Here is a 20,944-nt window from a genome sequence, read left to right as displayed (position 1 = left end):
AATTGCGACAGGGCGCGAAAAGGCCCGGAGGCGCTCCCCCGGAGGGAGGCGCGACCGGGCCTTGGGGCCTTTGGTTCGACGGGTCAGCTCCACCGGACCAGGCGGGTCTCGTACTTGGTGCCAAGCCCGGGATGGACCGGGATGACGCGCACCCCGTAGCGGCAGGTGCCCGACGAGGTCGGGGTGTATTCCACCCGGAAGTCCAGGGTGTTGCCTTCGGTGTGCTTCAGCTTGAGCGGCACGCAGTCGATGACCGCGTCCTCGGACGGGCTGGCCACCACCAGTTCCACCAGCATCTCCTCCTGGAGCAGCTGTCCCTTGTCCACCTTGGCGGTGATGCGCAGGGTGTTGCCGAGCATGAAGACATCGCCGTGGATGCCCTCCACCCGGATCTCCTTGATGTTGACCGTGGAGAAGCGGCCGGGGATGCGCCGGTGCCACGCGCCCACGTCCCGGGCCAGGGCGAAGTCGTTCTTGTTGCGCCGCGCGGCCAGGGCCAGGGCGGGCAGGTACATGTCGTGTATGTAGTCGCGGACCATGCGGTGGGTGCCGTACTGGTCAAGGGCGGTCTTCATGGATGCCTTCATCCGCCTGATCCAGGCGTGGGGCACGCCGTCGTCGCCCCGGTCATAGAACTCGGGCGCCACCTCGGTTTCGAGCACGGCGTAGAGGTTGTCGGCGTCCACGATGTCCTGGTTGACCTGGGTTTCGTAGACCAGCCCCTGGCCCACGGCCCAGCCATTGATGGTGTCGTAGGCCTCGTCCCACCAGCCGTCGAGGATGCTGCAGTTGGGCACGCCGTTGAGGGCGGCCTTCATGCCGCTGGTGCCGCTGGCCTCCATCAGCCGGGTGGGGGTGTTCAGCCACACGTCCGAGCCGGAGACCAGCAGCCGGGCCAGCCGGATGTCGTAGCTTTCGAGGAAGATGACCCGGCCCAGGAAATCGTCCTGCTTGGCCAGCCGGCAGATGAGGTTGATGAAGCTGGCGCCGATGGTGTCGGCCGGGTGCGCCTTGCCTGCGAAGATGATGTTCACCGGGCGGCTGGGGTGGCTGAATATCTGCTTGATCTTGTTCAGGTTGTGGAAAAGCAGCGTGGGCCGCTTGTAGGCCGTGAAGCGCCGGGCAAAGCACAGAGTCAGGTGGCTCGGGTCCAGGGTTTCGAGGAAGCTGTGCAGCCGGTTGGGCGGCTCGCCCTCGCGCGCCCACTGGGTGGAGATGGAGTGGCGGATCTCCTCGTAGAGCCGGTGTTTGAGGGCGACATGGGTATCCCACAGGCGGCGGTCGTCGATGGCGTCGATGACGTTCCAGTCGATGTCGTCCATGAGCGCCTTGTGCACGGAGATGTTGCAGCTCTCCTCCATGTCGCGGCGCACCCGCTCGTCGAGCCAGGTGGTGACGTGTATGCCGTTGGTGATGTGTCCCACCGGAACCTCGTCGAGAAGGAAGCCGCGCCACAGGTCCATCCACATGCGCCGCGAGACCTCGCCGTGGAGCTTGCTGACGCCGTTTCGCAGATAGGAGAACTGTAGGGCGAGTACGGTCATGTTCAGGTGGTCGGCCTCCTCGGCGTACATGTGGCCGAGGTTCCACAGGGTGTCCCAGGGCACGTCCATCTCGGCGGCGTAGCCCCGGAAGTAGTTCTCCACCAGGGAGCGCTCGAACCGCTCGTTGCCTGCGGGCACCGGGGTGTGCATGGTGAAGACCGTGGAGCCGCGCACGATCTCTTTGGCCGTGGAGAAGTCCACGCCGTCAAGGCGCATGAGCTGGCGCACGCGCTCAAAGAGCAGGAAGGCCGAGTGCCCCTCGTTGAGGTGGTAGATGGCCGGGACGATGTCCAGTGTCTGGAACATGCGCACCCCGCCCACGCCGAGCACGATCTCCTGCTCGATGCGCCCCTTGGACGAGGGTTCGTAGAGCTTGGCCGCGATGTCGCGGTCGGCGCGCGAGTTTTCGGGCACGTCCGTGTCGAGCAGATAGAGCTTGGCCCGGCCCACGCGGATCTCCCAGACCTGGGCGTAGACCGTGCGGCCCGGCAGGTCCACGGTGACCATGATCCGGTCCGAGTCGCCGCGTTGCAGCGGGTTGACGGGCATGGAGGCGAAGTTGTTCTCGTGGTATTCCACCACCTGATCGCCGTTGCCGTTGATGCGCTGGTGGAAGTAGCCGTTCTTGTAGAGCAGCGAGACGCCGATGAAGGGCAGGTTGAGGTCGCTGGCCGCCTTGATGTGATCGCCGGCCAACAGCCCCAGGCCGCCGGAATAGATGGGAATGGACTCATGCAGCCCGAACTCCATGGAGAAGTAGGAGATGGGGTTGTCCCAGGTGATGCCGCCGTGGTCCGCCTTGCCGCTCTCGGCCATGTAGGCGTCGAAGCGGCCCAGCACCTCGGCGAAGCGGGCCATGAAGGCCGTGTCGTCGGCGATGCGGGCGATGCGCTCGGGGTCGATGGTGTCCAGGAACTGGACCGGGTTGTGAGCGCACTGAATCCACCGCTGGCTGTCGATGGCCTCGAAAAGTTCCTGGGTGTCGCGGTGCCAGACCCACCAGAGGTTGGCGGCCAGGTCGCGCAGCCTGGCCAGGCTCGGCGGCAGGTCGGTGATCACCGAAAAGGACTTGAGCCGGGGCTGGGTGGTGTTGACGCCGGTGAAGCTGAAGAGCTTGCCCGGGGCCACGGCCATGCGCTGCACCCCGGCCACCCGCTCGGTGCGGATGTCGCCCGCCATCTTGTAGGCTTCGAGATAGTGAGGGTAGAAGTTCTTCCAGGTGACCTCCTCGGCGATGCGCCGGGCCTCGCCGCGACGAAAGGCCCGCTCCTCGGGCGTCCAGCGGGTGAAGTCTGCCAGGAGCTTGGCCAGCTTGCCCACGGCGGTGGAGTAGTTGTCCTTGAGCCGGTTGAGGACCATGACCCCGGGATGGCCGCCTGGGTGGCGCTCCATGACCCACTGGCCGAACCCGGCCCGGTCGGCCGTGATGGTGGGCACGCAAAAGGCCGCGCTCTCCATGGGCGTGTAGCCCCACGGCTCGTAGAAGGAGGGGAACACGGTCAGGTCCATGCCCGCCAGGGCATCGTAGTATTCGAGGTTGAGGATGCCGTCGTTGCCGTCGAGGTAGACCGGGATGAAGATGACGCAGCAGCGGTTGTCCGGACCGTTGTCCAGGCCCGCCTCGCGGCACTTGACCACGATGGCGTCGCGGTCGGAGTCGCCCAGGTGGTGGGTGGCGATGCCGCCGTATTTCTCGATGCTGTAGTGCTCGTCCTTGAGCCGCTTGCGCGCCTCCTCGCTGAAGCCCGCATAGCCGCAGGTGACCAGCAGAAAGGCGACCACGGTCATGTCCGAGTCGGTCAGGGCCAGTTCCTCGTCCAACTGGGCCAGGCTCTCGATGAGCAGATCGATGCCCTTGTTGTGGAACTCGTAGCGGCCGCTGGTGGCCACCAGCAGGGTCTTGTCCGGCTTGAGGTCGCGCGCCAGGAAGCGGGAGGCGAGGTCCACCAGCTGGGCGCGGGCGCCGCGGCGCGCCTTTTCCACGGCCGCGGGCTTGGCAAAGCCTTCGAGGTTGAAGCCGTTGTAGGTGGTCACGGCCGGATTGGTGCCCAGCAGGTTGGACGCCTCGCGCCGGGTGATGTCCGACACGGTGGTGAAGCAGTCGGCCTCGCGGGCGCTGACCGATTCCATGGAGTGCTTGGCCAGCACACCGATGGCCTTGGCCTCCTGGGACGGCTCGATCTCCTCAAGACGGTCGTAGATGTCCACTCCTGAGCCGGACATGGCTCGGCCGAGCATGGTGGCGTGGGTGGTCAGCAGGGTGGCCACTTCCGGGGCCTGCTTCTTGAGATGGAGCACACCCGCCCCGGACATCCATTCGTGGAAGTGGGCGAAGACGTCGCTCTCGTCGCCCAGTTCGTCGCTGATCTCCTTGATGACCATGGCCGCGGCGGTGCTGAAGGTGACCGGCTCAATGTAGTCCCAGCCCCCGGTCATTGAGTCCACGCCAAAGTCGCTCCACAACTGGAAGAGCAGCTTGTCGTGGGTCGTGAAGGCCCCCTGGAAACTGACGAGCAGGACCCACGGATTGCCCGGGATGTCCCAGCGGCCTGTCTGGACGGGGATATTCTGCTGCTTCAGGCGTTCAAGAGCGGGCAGGAACTCTTCGGGCGGGTCGCAGGGCTCGAACCCGGGGTTGCGGTCGAGCAGCGGGCCCATGGCCACGTAGCGGTCGTCAAAGGCGGACACGGCCTCGGCGGCCTTGCTGCTGATGACGGTGTGGATGCCACCCACCTTGTTGCACACTTCCCACGATACTTCAAAGAGCCAGCTGGATTCCATCGGGTACACTCCTGGGGTCACTTGTTGCCGAGCCTTCCATCCACGGTCAGCGTCAGGTCGTTGAGGACGTTCATGTAGGTGATGAACGCCTGATGCGGGGTCTCATAGGGGTTGAAATACTTGTGCACGTCGCCGTCCGAGAACCATTTGGTGCACATGTAATAGAAATGGTCGCTGGTGAGCAACTCGCGCCAGGTGGCGATGAGGTCGTGGTCGCCCGTGGCCAGCACCCGGTCCTCAAGGGCGTAGGCCAGTTCGGCGGCCTGATCCTGCATGGGGTTGCCAAGCCAGGCCGTGACATCGCGCTCCAGGTCGGCCCAGGAGGTGAAGTGGGGCACGTCGAGCTGGGCCATGGGATCGAGCCGGGCGGACGCCTCGGCCGGGGTCTCGAAGACGAAGCCCGGATGTTCGAGGATGGCCCCTGGCAGGGCGCGGAAGAACTCGAAGATGCCGGTGTCCGCCCACTGGTGCTCGCCGATGGTCTCGTAGTCCATGAACAGGTTGACCACCTCGCCGTTGCCGGCCACTGCTTGGACCCAGCCCGCGAACTTTTCCGCGTTGACCGGCCATTCGTTCCAGGCCTGGTTGGAGAAACGGAAGGCGATGTCGTCCGAGAGACGGTAGTTCTTGAGCAGCGCCTTGAGCTTGCAGCACCCGGCGGGCTGGTAGACGAAGTTGGGCGAGCGCCAGCCCAGCACGTGGTCCGCGCCCTCGGCCAGGATGGTCTTGTACCCCATCTTCTCGATCTCCAGGGCCAGGGCGTTGCTGAAGATCAGCTCGGTGTTGCGGAAGGTCACGGGCTTGACCCCGAAGAACTCCTTGAGCACCCGCTCGTGCATCCTGACCTGCCGCCGGAACTCCTCCTTTGAGAAGAGGAACGACAGAGAGTGGTAATGGGTCTCGCCGATGAACTCCACGCAGCCCGTGTCGGCCAGCTCGCGGAAGGATTCGAGCACTTCGGGGCAGAACTCCTGGAACTGCTCCATGGCCACGCCGGTGATGGCGTAGGCTATGCGGAACTTGCCCTTGAACTCGTTGATCAGGTCGAGCATCAGCCGGTTGGCGGGCAGGTAGCACTTGTCGGCCACCTTGCGCAGGATTTCGCGGTTGGCCGCCTCGTCGCGGTAGTCGTGACCCACGCCGATGTCGAAGAAGGAGTAGCCCTGGTTGAGCCGCATGGGCTGATGCACCTGGAAGTAGAAGCATACGGAGATCATCGCGCACCTCCGGCGAGTTCGCGGTAGACGTTGAGGACATGTTCGGCCGCGATTTCCCACTTGATCTTCTTGAGGGTCTCCGCTCCCTTGACCGCCAGCCGTGCGGACCGTGCCTCGTCGCCGAGGATGTCGAGGATCTCGAAGGCGAGGCGGTCCACGTCCCAGAAGTCCACCTTGACCGCGCTGTCGAGGATTTCGGACACGCCCGACTGCTTGGAGACGATGGCGGGCACGTTGTAGACCATGGCCTCAAGGGGGGTGATTCCAAAGGGCTCGGAAACGCTGGGCATGACGTACAGGTCGCTCATGGCGTAGATGCGCTCCACGTCCGCCCCGCGCACAAAGCCGAGGAAATGGAAGCGGTGGGCCATGCGCAGCTGGGCCATGCGCTCCACCATGCGCGGGAACATGTCGCCGGTTCCGGCCATGACAAAGCGCACGTCCGGGTTCTTCTCGAGGACCTTGGCCGCAGCCTCCACAAAGTAGTCCGGCCCCTTCTGGAAGGTGATGCGCCCCAGGAAGAGGACGATCTTCTCCTTGAGCGGTTTGGTTATCCGCATCTGGCCGAAGCGCCGTTCCTTGGACACGGCGTTGTGGACCACGGTGACCTTGGCCGGGTCGATGGAGTAGCGCTTGATGATGGTGTCGCGGGTGTAGTGGCTCACGGCGATGATCCGGTCCGCAGCCTCGAACCCGGCCCGCTCTATGTCGTAGACCTTCTGGTTGACGTGGTCGCCGCTGCGGTCGAACTCCAGGGCGTGGGCGTGGACCACCAGGGGCTTGCCCGAGACCCGTTTGGCCTCGATGCCCGCCGGTGCGGTCATCCAGTCGTGGGCGTGGATGACGTCAAACTGCTCGGAGGCGGCCAGATGCGCGGCCACCACGCTGTAGCGCACGATCTCGGCCATGAGGTTGTCGCCGTAGCCGCCCGCGAAGTCGTTCTCGATCTCGCCCAGAATGTCCTGGGCGGTGAAGAACTCATCGCGTTCGATGAGGCTGCGGTATTCCTTTTCGGTCAGGTAGGGGCGCAGCGGCGAGAGCACTTCGAGCACCTTGACCCGCTCGCGCAGGGAGAGGATCTCGGAGATGCCTATCCTGGCCCGGACCCGGTTGGCCCCCATCAGGGTCAGGTGGCCGCCGGATTCGCCGGATTCGAGCTTGGGCAGGACGAAGACGATGTCCGTGCCCATCCCGGCCAGACCCTTTGTCAGGCCGAGGCAGGCGGTGCCGAGACCGCCGGATATATATGGGGGGAACTCCCACCCGAACATGAGTACGCGCATGATCAGCTCCTCAACAGCTTGTTGAGCCGGATGGCCTCGGCCACGCTCCAGGCCTGGGCGATGCACCCCTTGGGCAGGTGTGGCGGGTTGCCCGTGTAGATCTCGGGCACCGAGGCGATGCCGAAATTGTCGGGAAATTCGCGCAGGATGGGCTTGAAATAGGTGCGCAGGAAGACCTTGGCTCCGGCCTTGTCCTCGGCCTGACGCAGCAGCGCCTCGCCGAAATGCCCGGCCAGCCACGGCCAGACCATGCCCTGGTGATAGGCCGAGTCGCGCGAGTCGGCGTCGCCCCGGTAAAAGGGCGAGTATGCCGGGTTCCTGGGCGAGAGGGTGCGCAGGCCGTAGGGCGTCAGCAGGTGCGCCTGGACCTTGCTGATCACGGCGTGCATGTGGGGCACGTCGAGCAGGCTGTGGGGCAGGGACACGGCAAAGATCTGGTTGGGCCTGACGGAATGGTCCCTGCGCTCGCCGTTGACCACGTCGCACAGGCAGCCCTCCTCATCGCTCCAGAACCGCGCGACGAAGTTTGCTTCAAGCCGGGCGGCGGCTTCCATGGCGCGCTCGGTCAGGGCGCGCTCGGCCAGGGCGGCGTCGCCGGGCGGGGCCAGCTCCAGGAAGAAGCGCAGCGCGTTGTACCACAGGGCGTTGATCTCCACGGGCGCGCCGTGGCGCGGGGTCACGGGCCTACCATAGGCCTGGGCGTCCATCCAGGTGAGCTGGGTGGTCTCGTTGCCTGCGTAGAGCAGGCCGTCGTCGGCCAGTCCGCACAGCGGCACCCGGCCGTCCAGATGGGCGGCCACGATGCTCCTCAGGGCCGGGTAGACCCGCTTCATGACAAAGGCGCGGCTTCCCCCTGCCTTGAGGTATTCCTGCACGGTCCAGAAGAACCACAGGGAGGCGTCCACCGAGTTGTAGGCCAGGTGCTCGGACTTCTGGTCCAGGTAGTTGGGCAGCAGCCCGTCGCGCTCGAGGCCCGCGTAGGCGGCCAGCACCTCCTGGCCGAACTCCATGCGCCCGGCGTGGAAGGTCAGCCCGGGCAGGGCGATCATGGTGTCGCGGCCCCACTCGCCGAACCAGGGATAGCCCGCGATGACCGAGGCGAAGCCGGACACGTTGCGGATCAGGAACTGATCCCCGAAATACTTGAGCCAGTGGACGCTCCTGGTCCGGTCCCTGGACGCCGCGAAGAGGGCCTCGCGCCGGGCTGTCTCACCCTTGCGCTTGCGCTCCAGATTGCCCAGGGGCTCCACCGAGGCCGCGAAGATGACCGGCTTGCCCTTGTGCAGCCTTGTCTCGAACATGCCGGGGCAGAAGAGGTCCTCCTGGTAGTCAAAGCCCCGGTTGCGCTCGATGAGATATTCGACATTGCGCGTCCATTTGGGGCCGGGGAAGAACTCCGAGGCGCGGTTGGTGCCCATGTGCAGGGGCGGCATGCCCTCGTACGGCTCGATGACGCAGCCGTTTTTCTCCACAAAGCACTTGGGCCGCAGGAACATGTTTTCCCGGATCAGGGTGTGGATGTCGCGATAGGCCAGCAGGGGGCGGATGCGCATGACCGGGCTGACCTTGCCCTCAAGCATCTCGTAGCACAGGAGCACGGTGTTCTCGCCGTGCAGGGCCATGATGCTCTCCCTGATGAGCACGTCGCCGATGCGGTAGGTGATGGCCGGGAAGAGCCCCTGCTCGAAGGAGTCCACGAACTGGTGCCCGGTGGGGTGGTAGACCCCGGGGTACTTGTTGGTGGCGAGCACGAACTCCTTGTCGTCGCTGACCAGGGAGGTCTCGACCTTGGAGAGCAGGACGAAACGCCCCCTCGGCTCGGCCAGCGCGGCCACAAGCAGGCCGTGGTACTTGCGCGTGTGGCAGTTGATGATGGTGCTCGACGCATAGCCGCCTATGCCGTTTGTGTCCAGCCACTCCCTGCGCGTCGCCGCTTCGGTGTTGACGCATATGTCCCTGGAAATTTTTATCATGCTGCCCGCCGGTTTGGTTTTGTGCCGTGGTTGTCCGCTGATCCCCGCGCAAATAGGCACTTGTCCCATCTTTGATTTAGATAAGAAAAGGCTGCGACTGGCAAGAGAAAACGTTGGGCGTCATGGTATTTTTTCACGACCGCTCCACGAAGGGGGCGGCGCAATGCGGGGGCGTGAGGTGTGAAAGGCTTGGGAAGTGTGTCGGGATACGTTTCTTCGGCCCCCTGAAGGGGGCCTGTTTGAGCGTTTTTCAGTGAAGAGTGGCACTTTGGCGTGGGCGAGGTCGATTTCGACGCAGGACTATGGTCGAAGTGTGCTGCCTCGGGTTTTTCCGTGGTCAGTATATCTTGCGTCGGGAAAAACTCGACCCCAGCACCGAGAAGGTGTTTTCCACGATGAACAGGGCGTTGTCGTCGTGTCTGAAGGTGATCTCTTCGAGCTTCTTGAGCTGGACGTTGTTGACCACGGTCATGAGCACGTTCTTTTCCTCGCGGGAGTAGGCGCCAAAGCCGCGCAGGAAGGTGGCGCTCTGGCGCAGGGAGTGGAGGATGTCGTGGCTGATGGCGTCGGCGTGGTTGGATATGATGAAGACCACCTTGCGCTGGTTGAACATGGACAGGGTGTTGTCCACCACCACGGAGGTGATGAAGACCAGGATCAGGGAGGCGATGATCAGGTCAAGGGGCATGCGGAACAGGCTCAGGCTGAACAGGCCCGCGTTGAAAAGGAGGTAGACCTTGCCGATGCCGATGTTGAAGCGCTGGAAGAGGTAGACCGCGATGACGTCCAGGCCGCCGTTGGACCCCAGCGAGCGCAGGACCACGCCCGCGCCGAACCCGACGATGACGCCGCAGGCCACGCTGGCGTAGAGCTGGTTCTCCACCTGGATGGGGATGGTCACCAGCTCGTAGAACAGGGTCGTGGTCACGGTGGCGTAGGCGCTGTACCAGAAGAAGCGGCGGCTGACCTTGACCCAGGCGAAGACGAAGAGGGGGACGTTGAGCAGCAGGTATATCCAGCCTGGATTCAGGGTCTCGGTGGAGTAGTAGATCAGGCTGGCCAGGCCGAAGAGGCCGCCGGGGATGAACTCGTGCGGCACGGCCAGGCTCTTCATGCCCACGGCCACCAGCAGGGTGCCCACGGTGATGAGCAGGGTATTCCACCACAGCGAGTAGGAGAACTCCACCCGAAACGACGGCCCCTTGCCGAGTCTTGAATTGGCCGCATTGGACATGGTGAAGGCTCCGTGCCGGGAATACCCTGTTTTGACAATTGGTTGTCTGATCGCGCCGCAGCAGGCCCGGCAATCAGCCGGGCAGCCCCATTAGGGCATACCTTTTTCCAGGCGGTCGATCAAGGCGGCCGGTGGCGCGGTTCGCGGGCGGGCTACCGCGTCGCGACGGGAGGCGATGCGGGCGGGCCGAGATCGGGCGGGGTCAGGTCCGTCAGCACGGGGTGGGCGCGGCCGCGCAACCGTCGCTTGAGGGTCTCCAGGCCTGGCTCGAACAGGGCGTGGACCACCAGGGCGGCAGACAGGGAGACCAGGAGGATCTCCCATCCTTCGGGCGCATCGGCCGTGGTTTCGAACACGGCGACCACGCTGTAGTGGAAGAGATAGAAGGGATAGCTCAGTTTGCCGACGAACCGGTCGAACCGGAACCGGCCGAAGCTGCGGAAGACAAAGGGCATGGTCGTCATGACCACTGCGGGCATGAGGTAGGGCTTGGCCGGTTCAGGGGTCCATCCGGCCAGGAGCACGGTTGCGGCCAGGGCGGCAAAGGCCGCGTAATCGGCCATGCCCCCGGGCATGGCGGGCAGCCGCTTGTGGAGCCTGTAGGCCAGGATGCCCCCGGCAAAGGTCCACAGCTCCAGGGGGAAGAACCGCTTGAAGAACAGGACGTTTTCCGGTCCGGCCAGGGGCACGGCCAGCCGCAGGGCCAAGCTGGCGCAGGCCAGCCCCACCAGGGTGCGCGAGCGCAGGCGGACCATGAGCGGGGCCAGGGCGTAGAACATGATCTCAAGGGACAGGGACCAGCCCTGGATGAGGGGGGCGCTGTGCCAGATGGAGTCGCGCGCCGCCGGGATGAACTGGAGCCCGCCCTCCGGGGCCTGGGAGAGACAGAAGAGCAGTTCCTGGCCCACGACGCCGAGGGATGTCCAGGCCATGACCAGGAAGGCGGTCGGGTCGGACAATAGCCTGGAAAGCTCGGCCCGCGAGGTCATGGGGTGGATGTCAAAGGAGATAAGCAGCCCGATGGCCACGGCCACGGCCAGGACATAGGCCGGGTAGAGGGTCAGGAACCGGGAGAGGTAGAAGCGCCGGGCCGAGGCATAGCGTGTGTCGAGGATCAGGGCCATGTAGAAGCCCGAGATGGCGAAGAAGGCCAGCACCGCTTCGTGGCCCCGGACCATGGGCAGCCCGGACACCGTGAAGTGGGAGTTGAGCACCGCGATGGCGAGCAGCAGGCGAATCAGACCCAAAGGCGTTGCCTCCCGTGATCGTGCGCCGGCTCCGGCGGTCGTTTTCAGGTCGCCGGGGCGGCCGCCGCAAGGCGCGTGGCGCTAGCCCCGTAGGCCCACGGCCCCGGAGAGCGCCGGTTCGGCGCAGGCGTGGCCGTCGATGCCCCCCCGGCGGCACTTGAGGGTCAGTACCGAGGTGTATGGCTCGTCGCCGCAGAGATAGGCGCGCAGCCGACGCCGGGCGTCAGGGTCCATGAATTCCATCAGGGGCTGGTGCACGTCGGTGGCTTTGTCCAGGGCCGAGATGATCTGCATGTCCCACACCCCATGATAGCGCTCTATATCGTCCGGGCGCAACGCTTTTCGGCAATTGGGGCAGCCGCAGGCCAGGGGAATCTCCTCCTCGATGTTGAAGAGGCCGTACTCGTCGCTGATTTCCTCGCCCTTCCAGATGTTGCGGATGGCGATCTCGAACCCGTAGCCGGTGCTCATGGTGTTGCAGTCGCACCGGTGGTTGACGTATTTGGCGTGGTCCCAGCTGAGGATGCGCACGCCGTTTTCGTCCATGTAGGAGTATTTGCCCGCAAGGGCTCTGTGGCACTCGTCCAGGGCGTTGAAGTCCTTTTCAGACAGCTCGATCTCCAGGCGGTCCTTGACGTAGACGATGGTCCCGCGGGGGATGTCCGCCGTGGCGAACACGCCATAGCCGATTTGCGCGTTGACGAAGCGGATTTCCGTGTTCGGATGGATCACTGTTTTTCTCGCTTGATGGTGCGGTCGCGGCCGGTTCAAGGTCGGATTGACGCGGGACGGCGTCACCAGTTGTCGTCGTCCCCGAAGTTCCAGTCGTCATCAAGGGTGAAGTCGCGCACCCGGATGAGCAGTTCGTCACCCTCCTCGGTGACCGTGCCCTGGGCCGTGACCCACTGGTCCATGTGGTCCATGAGCTTCAGGCCGTTCTTGTCGGGCTCCACGAGGAATTCTTCCTCGCCGTCCACCAGGATCATCAGTCCGGCCTCGTCGTCGTCCTCACGCTCCACGGGCAGGATCTGCCCGTAGATGGTGTCGTCGTAACAATCTGCTGACACGTCGCTTGTTCTCCCTGTGTCCGTTATTGGGGCTGGCGTTCTTGGGCGTCGGACTCGAAGTCCTTGCGGTAGACCACGCCGCCCTCCTTGGGAATGAATTGTCGAAGGAATCTGTCTTCCCTGTCGTAGCCGTTGGCTTCGTAAAACGTGCGGGCGGCCTCGAAGGTCCGTCCGCCTTCGGTCTCGACGAGGATGCGTTTGGCTCCCCTGGCCGCCGCCTGGCGCTCCATCTCGGCGAGCATGGCCGAGCCGATGCCCTGGCGCTGGAGCCGGGGCGTCACCGAGATGCCGATGAGCTCGAAGCTGTCGGGCCACTGGGCGATGGCGCCGTAGCAGAGAAACCCTGCCAGAGTGTCGCCGTCCGTTTCGTTGGTCCTGGCCTGAATGAAGCGGCAGGCATCGCTGTCGCCCTGATAGGCGCAGTCCCAGACCATGCCCTCGGCGGTGCTCAGTTCGTCGTTGTTGAACATGCCGCAGGCGGCGGCCATGTCGAGCAGGGATTCCACATCCTCCGGGGCCACCCCGGTCGATATGCGCACCTCGCACTCGGTCGTCTGCCTGCTGTCCTGATCGGTGATGGCGTTATCCATGATGTTCATGCCGCCCGGGCGGTGCTTTGGTTGAGGGGGACGGGAGACACTGCCCGCCTGGCCATATCGGTCCAGGACGGCATGGGCTACCGGGGCTCCATGGCTTCCACGGGGGTGAAGCTCTCCACATGAATGGTCTCCACGTTGCCCACGCGGCGCACGGTGCCGGTGACAGACGCCCGGGTGCGGGCCAGCGAGACCAGATCCGGAAAGGTGTGCAGATTGGCCACCTGCACGTCTCGCTCGGCCTCGCAGGCGATGAGCACCTCGGTCACGCGGAACTGCTCGTCCCACTGCATGGGCACGATGAATCCGCTGATGGTCTCCCTGCGGGCAGATGTGGCGTCGGCGTGGTGCTGCATGATCTCCTCCCGCTGCCATGGCGGACGGCTCCAATAAGCAGACACCGTGCCACGGGCGCAAAGGTATGAAATAAAAAGATAAGACAGTGGGAAAGGGGGCGCGCACAGGAACTGCTGGTTCCTGTTTGCCTCGGCGGTGGCCCCTGCCGGGGCGTCATGGGCGTGGTGCGCGGGGAATGCTGCTGATCCGATTGAAAAAACATCATTTATCACAGTGTGTTGAATCGGAATAAGAAATTTTTGTTCCTGTTTTTGGAAAAGAGGAACTTTCAGGACTTGCCGGGCGGGACTTATCGGGCGGGACGGAACTGCCGCCGTGTCAGACCGTGGCGGTTCATGAGCTTGTTAAGCTGCCGGGTGGTGATGCCCGCCCGTCTGGCCGCGTCCGCTATCCGGCCGCCGCACTCCTCAAGCACGGCGCTCAGGTACTGTTTCTCGAACCCCTCCACCGTGATCTGCCTCGCCTCGCGCAGGGGCAGGCCGGTCCTGACCGGCGCGGTGACGATGGTTCCGGGCGGGGAGAAGAAGTCGGGCGGGAAGCTCGACGGCAGCAGGATGGGGCCGGTTTCAAGGATGCAGGCGCGCTCGATGACGTTCTCAAGCTCCCGGACGTTGCCGGGCCAGGGATAGTCCCTGAAGGCGTCGAGCACGTCGGGGTGGATGCCCCGGATGTCCTTGTTGAGCAGGTTGTTGAGCTGCTTGATGAAGGATTCCGAGAGCCTGAGGATGTCCTCGCTGCGCTCGCGCAGGGGCGGCAGGCAGACGGGAAAGACGTTGAGCCGGTAGAAGAGGTCGCGCCGGAACAGGCCGTCGTCGCACAGGGTGCCCATGTCGTCGTTGGTGGCCGCGATGATGCGCACGTCCACCGGGATGTCGGCCTCGCCGCCCACGCGCTGGATGACCCGCTCCTGGATGGCGTTGAGCAGCTTGACCTGGGCCGACTGGCTGATGGTGCCGATCTCGTCCAGGAAGAGGGTGCCGCCGCCTGCCAACTCGAACTTGCCCAGCTTGCGGCGCACCGCGCCGGTGAAGGCGCCCTTTTCGTGGCCGAAAAGCTCGCTCTCCACCAGGGTGTCGGGGATGGCCCCGCAGTGGACGCTGATGAAGGGCTTGTCATTGCGGTTGCTGTGGGCGTGGATGAGCTTGGCCATCAGGCTCTTGCCCGTGCCGGTCTCGCCGGTGAGGAGCACGGTGGTGCGCGTGGCCGCCACCTGCCTGACCTTGGCGAACACCTCGCGCATGGTCCGGCTGCGCGTGTCCACGAACTCCAGCGCCTCCTCGTTCCAGAACTGGCCGCGCAAGTAGTCCAGCTCGGACTGCATGACGTCGGACTGGTGGACCCTGTCCATGGCCAGCCCCAGTTCCTCGCGGCCCACGGGGTGGGTCAGGTAGTCGAAGGCCCCGGCCCTGACCGCGTCGAGGGCCACCGGGGTGTGGGCCTCGTCGGTCATGACCACGATGGCCGCCGCCGGATAGTGCGCCCACAGCGCCTTGAGGGCGTCGCCCACCGAGTCGTTGTCGCCAAGCAGGGACTCGGCGTCCACGAACAGGGTGTCGATGTCGCCGGGCCGGTCCTGGCCGGGCCGCGTCCCCTCCGGGGCGGGCGTCATCGTGTGGTCCTGGCCGCGCGGGAGGCCGACCTGTCCGGTCCGGCCGCCGTCGCGGGTTATGACGAGCATCTTTCGCATGGGACGTTCACCTCGCGTCCGGGCGCGGCCACTGTCAGGGTGGCCGCCGGTCTGCCCAGCCATACCGGCAAACGCGGCCGGGGACAACGCCAAACGCGGGCTCCCCGGGGGCCGGAATCGAAATTTTGTCGCCACGGCTTGCTTATAATTCCCAAATGACACAGATTGTTCTATGGTCTCCTTCTGTCGGAAACCTTTTTCGCGCCCTTGGCGGCGGGCGCGGTGGGAGCGAGGTCCGCATGGCCGAACGTGTACTGTTTGTTGACGACGACCCGAACATCCTCAAGACCTTCCGGGCCAGCTTCCGCAAGAAGTTCGAACTCGACTTGGCCGAGGGCGCGGACGAGGCCCTGGACAAGATCAAGTCCGGCGAGAAATACGCCGTGGTGGTCTCGGACCAGAAGATGCCGGGCAAATCGGGCATGGACCTGCTCGCCGAGATCCAGACCCTGGCCCCGACCACGGTGCGCATCATGCTCACCGGCCATGGCGACTTCACCCTGGCCATGGACGCGGTCAACCGGGGCCAGCTCTACCGCTTTCTGCTCAAGCCCTGCCCGCTGGACGACCTGGAGCGCGCCATCAATGCGGCGTTGCGCCAGCACCGGCTGGTGGTGGCCGAAAAGGTGCTGCTCAATCAGACCCTCAAGGGCACGGTGGAACTGCTCACCGAGATCGTCTCCCTGGTCAATCCCGAGGCCTTTGGCCGCTCGCAGCGGATCAAGCGCCACATGGGCTACCTGGTGGAGCAGATGAATCTGAAGACCGGCTGGCTCTATGAAATGGCCGGAATGCTCTCCCAGCTCGGCTGCATCCTGCTGCCGGACAGGACCCTGGCCAAGCTCCAGGCGGGGCGGCCGCTGGAGGGCGAGGAGCTGCAACTCTTCGCCATGCACCCGACCCTCGGGGCAGAGATGCTCAAGAAGATTCCGCGCATGGAAAAGGTCGCCCAGATCATCGCCTACCAGGAAAAGAACTACGACGGCACGGGCGTTCCCCTGGATTCGGTCAAGGGGGAGGCCATTCCCCTGGGGTCCAGGATGCTCAAGCTGGTGCTCGACTACGACACGGCCCTGATGCGCACGGGCAAACCCAGCGCTGCCTTTGCCGCCCTGGAGGAGCACATCGACCGGTATGATCCCGAGCTGCTCTACTATCTGGAGGGAAGCCTCGGCAAGGAGGCCCACTACTCCCTGGCCGAGATGACCATCGACGAGCTGTGGCCCGGCATCATCCTGGACGAGCCGGTGACGGACGCGTCAGGGCTGGTGCTCTGCCGCAAGAGCATGGAGGTGACCCACAGCATCATCGCCAAGCTCAAGGCGTTTCAGTTGCGCGGCACCATTCGCCAGCCCTTCAAGGTGCTCGTGCCCGAGCAGCGGGGATAACGGTCCGGACCGCGTGGCCGGGAACACTCATCAGGCAGGTGCGAATCAATGACGAATGCGGACACCCACGACAAGGCCGGTGCGGTGACGGACAAAGGCGGACAGGTTTCCCTGTCCAGGCTGTTCAATTGGGGCGTGGTCGGTTTTTTCCTGTTCCAGTTGGCGGTGGGGCTGTACGTCATTTTTCATTTCATCGATGGCAAGGCGCGGCGGATGCAGGCCGAGCGTGCCCGCTGCGAGCTGGATTTTCGCAGGCAGGCGCTGGAGGCCCACCAGTCGGCCGGGCTGGTCCTGCTGGGCGAGTTCTCCCGGCTGCCGGCCCTGGCCGAGGGGCTGGCCCGGCCGGGCGAGGGTGACCGGCTCAAGGGGATCATGCACTCCCTGTTCCTGCTTGACAGCCACGCGGCCTTCACCCTTCAGGACGCAGACGGCTTCCCGCTCCATGCGACAGACCGCCGGGCCAAAGCCCTGGTGCCGCGCGGAAGGACCTTTGACGAGCTTGTGGCCGCCCAATCGGGCACCGTGTCCCTGGTCATGGACCGCGACGGCGTGAACCTGTGGCGGCTCGCCATGCCGGTGCTGCGGGGGGGGCTCCCGGCGGGCCTGCTCTGCGCCTTCGTGCCCCTGGACCCCGGCCAGGCGTGGCTGACGGGCAACGGTTCGGCGGGGGTGTCCATCCTGCTCAATGGCGTGCCCGTCATCGCTTCCGCGCCGGTCTCGGAGCCGGTGAGTGTCTTCCGGCAGGACACTGCCTACCGGGGTGTCTCACTTGAGGTCGCCATCCCCGACGGCGAGGAGGACAGCCAGATGCGCACCCTGGCCGCAGGCATGGTTGCCACCCTGGGGGTGGGGGCGCTCCTGCTCATGTTCGTCATCCATCTTGTCGGCAACAAGCTCTACATCGTGCCCAACGTCAGGCTCCAGGCCCTGCGCGACGAACTGGAGAAGGAGGTGGAGAAGCGCACGGCGGACCTCAAGATGCGCACCGTGCAACTCTCCATAGAGATCCGCGAGCGGCGCGAGTCCGAGATCGAGGCCCGGGAGTCCGGCCAGCTGGTGTCGGCCCTGCTGGAGGGCATCGGCGCGGCCTTCTTCATCCTCAATCCGCGCACCGGGCATGTGGTCAAGTCAAACAGCGTGGTCCACGCCATGTTCGGGTTCTCGCCCTGGCAGTTGGCGGACAGGCCGTGTTCCGAGGCCTTTGCCAATGTCGCGGACCAGCTTGAGGACCTGCTCTGCCCCCGGGCCATCAGGAACAACACCTACGTGGAGGGCGTTGCCCGGCACACCGACGGGCAGTCCTTTCCCGTGGCCCGGTATCTGGTGCCCATGGAGTTGCGGGGCGAGGACCACATCGGGGTCATCGTCCTTGACATCACCGAGCGCAAGAACCTGGAGCGGCGGCTGCACATCGCCCAGAAGCTCGAATCCGTGGGCGAACTGGCCTCGGGCATCGCCCATGAGATCAACACCCCCATCCAGTACGTGGGCGACAGCGTTCTCTTCGTCAAGGAGGCCTTTGCCGAGGTGGCGGCGGTGCTGGAAGCCCAGGCCCAGCTGGCTGCGGCCTGCCGCGAGGCCGGGTTCCGGGCCGATCTGGTGGAACGCATCGACGCCCTCGGCGAAACCGCTGATCTCGATTTCGTGCTCGAAGAGGTGCCCAAGGCGTGCGAGCGCGCCCTGGGCGGCACCAAGCGCGTGGCCACCATCGTCCGGGCCATGAAGAACTTCGCCCACCCCGGCGACGGCGAGAAGAAGGCCGTGGACATCAACGCGGCCCTGGAAAACACCATCATCGTGGCCAAGAACGAGTGGAAGTACGTGGCCGAAGTGGTCACGGACTTCGACGCCCTGCCCATGGTCCAGTGCCTGCCCGGCGACATCAACCAGGTGTTCCTGAACATCCTGGTCAACGCGGCCCAGGCCATTGGCGACGTGGTGGGCAATTCAGGGGAAAAGGGGACCATCACCATCGCCACCCGCCGGGGCGACCGCGAGGTGATCATCTCCATCGCCGACACCGGCACGGGCATCAGTCCCGAGATACGCGACAAGATATTCAACCCCTTCTTCACCACCAAGGAGGTGGGCAAGGGGACAGGCCAGGGCCTCGCCATCGTGCACGACATCATTGTGGAGCGGCACGGCGGCGTCATCGACGTGGAATCCGAGCCGGGCAGGGGCACGACCTTCATCATCCGCCTGCCCGCCGGGGAGTGAGCCCCGCAACCAGCAAGGATTGACCAATGAATCGAACCATACTTTTCGTGGATGACGACCAGAACATCCTCGACGGCTTCCGAACCCTGCTCTACGGCAAGCGCAAGGAGTGGACGTGCCGCTTCGCCCTCAACGCCAGGGAGGGCCTTGAATACATAGACCGCGAGCAGTTCGACGTGGTCATCGCCGACATGCGCATGCCGGGAATGGACGGGGCGGACTTCCTCAAGGAGGTGGAGCGCCGCCAGCCGGGCGCGGTGCGCATGATCCTCTCGGGCTATTCGGAGATGCAGGCGGTGCTCAAGTCGGTCAAGCACGCCCACCAGTTCCTGAGCAAGCCGTGCAGCTCCGAGACCGTGGTGGCCACCATCCGCCGGGTCACGGACCTCAAGCACATCCTGGACAACGAGGCGGTGCGCGCCATTGTCACCGGCCTGCAGTCGCTGCCCGCCATGCCCGACCTCTACATCCGCATCGAGCGGGAGCTGAAGGGGAGCGAGCCCGACCTGCGGCGCATCGCCAAGCTGGTGGAAAAGGACATCGGCATCTCCGCCACCCTGATGCGGGTGGTCAATTCCTCGTTCTTCGGCTTTTACGAAAAGATCACCTCTCCGGCCCATGCCGTGGCCCTGCTCGGCGTGGAGGCCCTCAAGGGGCTGGTTCTCGGTGCCCACCTGCTCACCGAGGCCGATGCCTCAGGCGTGCCCGGCTACTCCATCGGCAAGCTGTGGACCCACAGCCTCCAGACCGCGTACTGCGCCAAGGTAGTGGCCGGGCTTGAAGGGGGTGACGACGATTTCGTGGAGGGGTGCTTCATCGCGGGCATCCTGCACGACATCGGCAAGCTCGTCTTCGTCACCCAGATGCCCGAGGCGTACCGGCCCGTGATCGAGCAGGCGCGCCTGGGCAAGGGGCCGGTGCTGTCCATCGAGCGGCGCGAGCTGGGGGTGAGCCACGCCGAGGTGGGGGCCTACCTCGCCGGGCTCTGGGGCTTCAAGAAGGAAGTGGTGGAGGCCATCAACGAGCACCACTCGCCGGAAGCCTCGGCCCATGGATTCGGCATGGGGTTCGTGGTCCACGCGGCCGACTCCCTGCAACACGAGATCGACCAGGGCGGTACCTACGTCTTTCCCTCCATCGACCTTGACTGGCTGGAAGGTGTGGGCAAGACTGACCGCTATGCGGTCTGGCGCGATGCCTGCAGCCGACACATGGAGGGAAAATGAGCGGCGAACCCAAGGTGCTTTTTGTCGATGACGAGCAGAACATTCTCGATACCTACCGGGTCTCCCTGCGCCGTCGGTTCAAGGTGGACACGGCCCTTGGCCCGGAAGAGGGGCTGGACCGCTTCCGCCTCTTCGGCCCCTACGCGGTGGTGGTCTCGGATCTCAAGATGCCGGGCATGGACGGCATCCGCTTCCTGCGCAAGGTCCAGGCGGTGGCGCCAGACACCGTGCGGGTGATGCTCACGGGCCACGCCGATCTTCAGGCGGCCATCGCGGCGGTCAACGACGGCGCGGTCTTTCGGTTTCTGACCAAGCCCTGCTCCATGGACGAGATGATCCGCACCCTTGAGGCGGCCATGCGCCAGTATTCCCTGGTGGTGGCCGAGCGCGAGTTGCTGCGTGGCACCCTGCGCGGCAGCATCAAGGTGCTCACCGACATCCTCGGGCTGGTCAATCCGGCGGCCTTCGGCCGCAGCGAGCGGGTCCGGCGGCTGGCCGCCTTCGTGGCCCAGCGGCTGGGCCTCAACCAGACCCTGAGCCTCGATCTCGCGGCCATGCTCTGCCAGTTGGGGAGCGTCACCCTGACCGACACCGTGCTCGAAAAGGTCTTCCGGGGCGAGCCCCTGACCCCGGAGGAGCGGGCGGCCTATGACGGCCACCCGGCCATCACGGCCAGGATGCTGGCCCACATCCCCAGGATGGAGCGGGTGTCCGAGATCATCCTGCACCAGAACGACTCCCTGGCCGACACGCCCATGCTGCCCGTGGAGGCGCGCATCCTCAAGGCGTGTCTCGATTACGACGCCCTGGTCGAGCAGGGCATGGACAAGCAGGACGCCATCGACGCCCTGCGTGCCCGCACCGGCGTCTACGACCCCCGCGTGCTCGACGTGCTGGAACTGGGCACGGCCGGGGGCGACGGCTATATCCGGCGCGAGGTGGCGCTTGCCGATATGCGCCAGGGCATGATCCTCGATGAACCGCTCTGGAGCCTGGACAAGGTCCATATCATGGCCGAGGGCACGGAGATCACCGAGACGGCGCTGATGCGCCTGGACAACTTCGCCAAGGCCAAGCGGCTGCCCGGGCGGCTGCGGGTTCTGGTGCCGGTGGAGGGCTGAGGC

At 65.1% G+C, this 20,944-nt stretch carries 15 protein-coding genes; 4 read left to right on the top strand and 11 right to left on the bottom strand.

What is annotated here, in order from left to right:
• Window positions 1-83: 83 nt before the first annotated feature.
• The 11 genes from glgP to QQS14_RS02105 form a co-directional block, all read right to left on the bottom strand.
• Window positions 84-4,325 carry an alpha-glucan family phosphorylase gene (gene glgP, locus QQS14_RS02155; protein ID WP_285905247.1) on the bottom strand — a complete coding sequence of 1,414 codons (4,242 nt, stop codon included), beginning with the start codon at window positions 4,323-4,325 and terminating at the stop codon, window positions 84-86.
• A gap of 17 nt (window positions 4,326-4,342) precedes the next feature.
• Complete coding sequence (locus QQS14_RS02150; RefSeq protein ID WP_285905246.1) at window positions 4,343-5,542, bottom strand: glycoside hydrolase family 57 protein; 1,200 nt, start codon at window positions 5,540-5,542, stop codon at window positions 4,343-4,345.
• Complete coding sequence (locus tag QQS14_RS02145; protein ID WP_285905245.1) at window positions 5,539-6,825, bottom strand: glycosyltransferase family 4 protein; 1,287 nt, start codon at window positions 6,823-6,825, stop codon at window positions 5,539-5,541. The genes QQS14_RS02150 and QQS14_RS02145 overlap by 4 nt, the downstream gene beginning before the upstream one ends.
• Window positions 6,826-6,827: 2 nt before the next feature.
• Entirely contained in the window at window positions 6,828-8,798 is a 1,971-nt protein-coding gene (locus QQS14_RS02140; protein ID WP_285905244.1) for an amylo-alpha-1,6-glucosidase, read from the bottom strand.
• Window positions 8,799-9,135: 337 nt separating this feature from the next.
• The gene (locus QQS14_RS02135) at window positions 9,136-10,032 is read right to left on the bottom strand and encodes a YitT family protein (RefSeq protein ID WP_285905243.1); all 897 of its coding nucleotides are present in this window, start codon (window positions 10,030-10,032) and stop codon (window positions 9,136-9,138) included.
• Window positions 10,033-10,184: 152 nt separating this feature from the next.
• A complete protein-coding gene (locus QQS14_RS02130; protein WP_285905242.1) occupies window positions 10,185-11,279 on the bottom strand; it encodes an acyltransferase family protein in 1,095 nt (364 codons plus the stop codon).
• Window positions 11,280-11,360: 81 nt separating this feature from the next.
• Window positions 11,361-12,011, bottom strand: coding sequence for an SET domain-containing protein (locus QQS14_RS02125; protein ID WP_285905241.1), 651 nt, complete (start codon window positions 12,009-12,011; stop codon window positions 11,361-11,363).
• Between the two features lie 62 nt (window positions 12,012-12,073).
• On the bottom strand, window positions 12,074-12,346 hold the full coding sequence (locus QQS14_RS02120) for a hypothetical protein (RefSeq protein WP_285905240.1): 273 nt from the start codon (window positions 12,344-12,346) through the stop codon (window positions 12,074-12,076).
• A 23-nt stretch (window positions 12,347-12,369) separates the two neighbouring features.
• Window positions 12,370-12,945 (bottom strand): GNAT family N-acetyltransferase, encoded by a 576-nt coding sequence (locus QQS14_RS02115; RefSeq protein WP_285905239.1) that lies wholly within the window; start codon window positions 12,943-12,945, stop codon window positions 12,370-12,372.
• A 77-nt stretch (window positions 12,946-13,022) separates the two neighbouring features.
• A complete protein-coding gene (locus QQS14_RS02110; RefSeq protein ID WP_285905238.1) occupies window positions 13,023-13,298 on the bottom strand; it encodes a hypothetical protein in 276 nt (91 codons plus the stop codon).
• Window positions 13,299-13,588: 290 nt separating this feature from the next.
• The gene (locus tag QQS14_RS02105; RefSeq protein WP_285905237.1) at window positions 13,589-14,986 is read right to left on the bottom strand and encodes a sigma-54-dependent transcriptional regulator; all 1,398 of its coding nucleotides are present in this window, start codon (window positions 14,984-14,986) and stop codon (window positions 13,589-13,591) included.
• Between the two features lie 239 nt (window positions 14,987-15,225).
• Here QQS14_RS02105 and QQS14_RS02100 point away from each other — a divergent pair, with 239 nt between their 5' ends.
• From QQS14_RS02100 to QQS14_RS02085, 4 genes are read left to right on the top strand one after another with little or no spacing between them, the layout of a single operon-like run.
• Window positions 15,226-16,374 (top strand): HD domain-containing phosphohydrolase, encoded by a 1,149-nt coding sequence (locus QQS14_RS02100; RefSeq protein WP_285905236.1) that lies wholly within the window; start codon window positions 15,226-15,228, stop codon window positions 16,372-16,374.
• Between the two features lie 48 nt (window positions 16,375-16,422).
• The gene (locus tag QQS14_RS02095) at window positions 16,423-18,594 is read left to right on the top strand and encodes a PAS domain-containing sensor histidine kinase (protein ID WP_285905235.1); all 2,172 of its coding nucleotides are present in this window, start codon (window positions 16,423-16,425) and stop codon (window positions 18,592-18,594) included.
• A gap of 26 nt (window positions 18,595-18,620) precedes the next feature.
• Complete coding sequence (locus QQS14_RS02090; RefSeq protein WP_285905234.1) at window positions 18,621-19,820, top strand: response regulator; 1,200 nt, start codon at window positions 18,621-18,623, stop codon at window positions 19,818-19,820.
• Window positions 19,817-20,941 carry an HD domain-containing phosphohydrolase gene (locus QQS14_RS02085; protein ID WP_285905233.1) on the top strand — a complete coding sequence of 375 codons (1,125 nt, stop codon included), beginning with the start codon at window positions 19,817-19,819 and terminating at the stop codon, window positions 20,939-20,941. Before QQS14_RS02090 ends, QQS14_RS02085 begins: the two co-directional genes overlap by 4 nt.
• The last annotated feature ends 3 nt before the right edge of the window (window positions 20,942-20,944 follow it).

The organism is Pseudodesulfovibrio pelocollis (assembly GCF_030282845.1).
Classification (GTDB): domain Bacteria; phylum Desulfobacterota; class Desulfovibrionia; order Desulfovibrionales; family Desulfovibrionaceae; genus Pseudodesulfovibrio; species Pseudodesulfovibrio pelocollis.
Note: the sequence above shows the minus strand (reverse complement) of the source record. Positions and strands in the feature narration are given on the sequence as shown.

Excerpts from the sequence above, each read along its gene's own strand:
- glgP (WP_285905247.1), bottom strand. The coding sequence starts at position 4,325 with ATGGAATCCAGCTGGCTCTTTGAAGTATCGTGGGAAGTGTGCAACAAG.
- QQS14_RS02150 (WP_285905246.1), bottom strand. The coding sequence starts at position 5,542 with ATGATCTCCGTATGCTTCTACTTCCAGGTGCATCAGCCCATGCGGCTC.
- QQS14_RS02145 (WP_285905245.1), bottom strand. The coding sequence starts at position 6,825 with ATGCGCGTACTCATGTTCGGGTGGGAGTTCCCCCCATATATATCCGGC.
- QQS14_RS02140 (WP_285905244.1), bottom strand. The coding sequence starts at position 8,798 with ATGATAAAAATTTCCAGGGACATATGCGTCAACACCGAAGCGGCGACG.
- QQS14_RS02135 (WP_285905243.1), bottom strand. The coding sequence starts at position 10,032 with ATGTCCAATGCGGCCAATTCAAGACTCGGCAAGGGGCCGTCGTTTCGG.
- QQS14_RS02115 (WP_285905239.1), bottom strand. The coding sequence starts at position 12,945 with ATGAACATCATGGATAACGCCATCACCGATCAGGACAGCAGGCAGACG.
- QQS14_RS02110 (WP_285905238.1), bottom strand. The coding sequence starts at position 13,298 with ATGCAGCACCACGCCGACGCCACATCTGCCCGCAGGGAGACCATCAGC.
- QQS14_RS02105 (WP_285905237.1), bottom strand. The coding sequence starts at position 14,986 with ATGCGAAAGATGCTCGTCATAACCCGCGACGGCGGCCGGACCGGACAG.
- QQS14_RS02100 (WP_285905236.1), top strand. The coding sequence starts at position 15,226 with ATGGCCGAACGTGTACTGTTTGTTGACGACGACCCGAACATCCTCAAG.
- QQS14_RS02095 (WP_285905235.1), top strand. The coding sequence starts at position 16,423 with ATGACGAATGCGGACACCCACGACAAGGCCGGTGCGGTGACGGACAAA.
- QQS14_RS02090 (WP_285905234.1), top strand. The coding sequence starts at position 18,621 with ATGAATCGAACCATACTTTTCGTGGATGACGACCAGAACATCCTCGAC.
- QQS14_RS02085 (WP_285905233.1), top strand. The coding sequence starts at position 19,817 with ATGAGCGGCGAACCCAAGGTGCTTTTTGTCGATGACGAGCAGAACATT.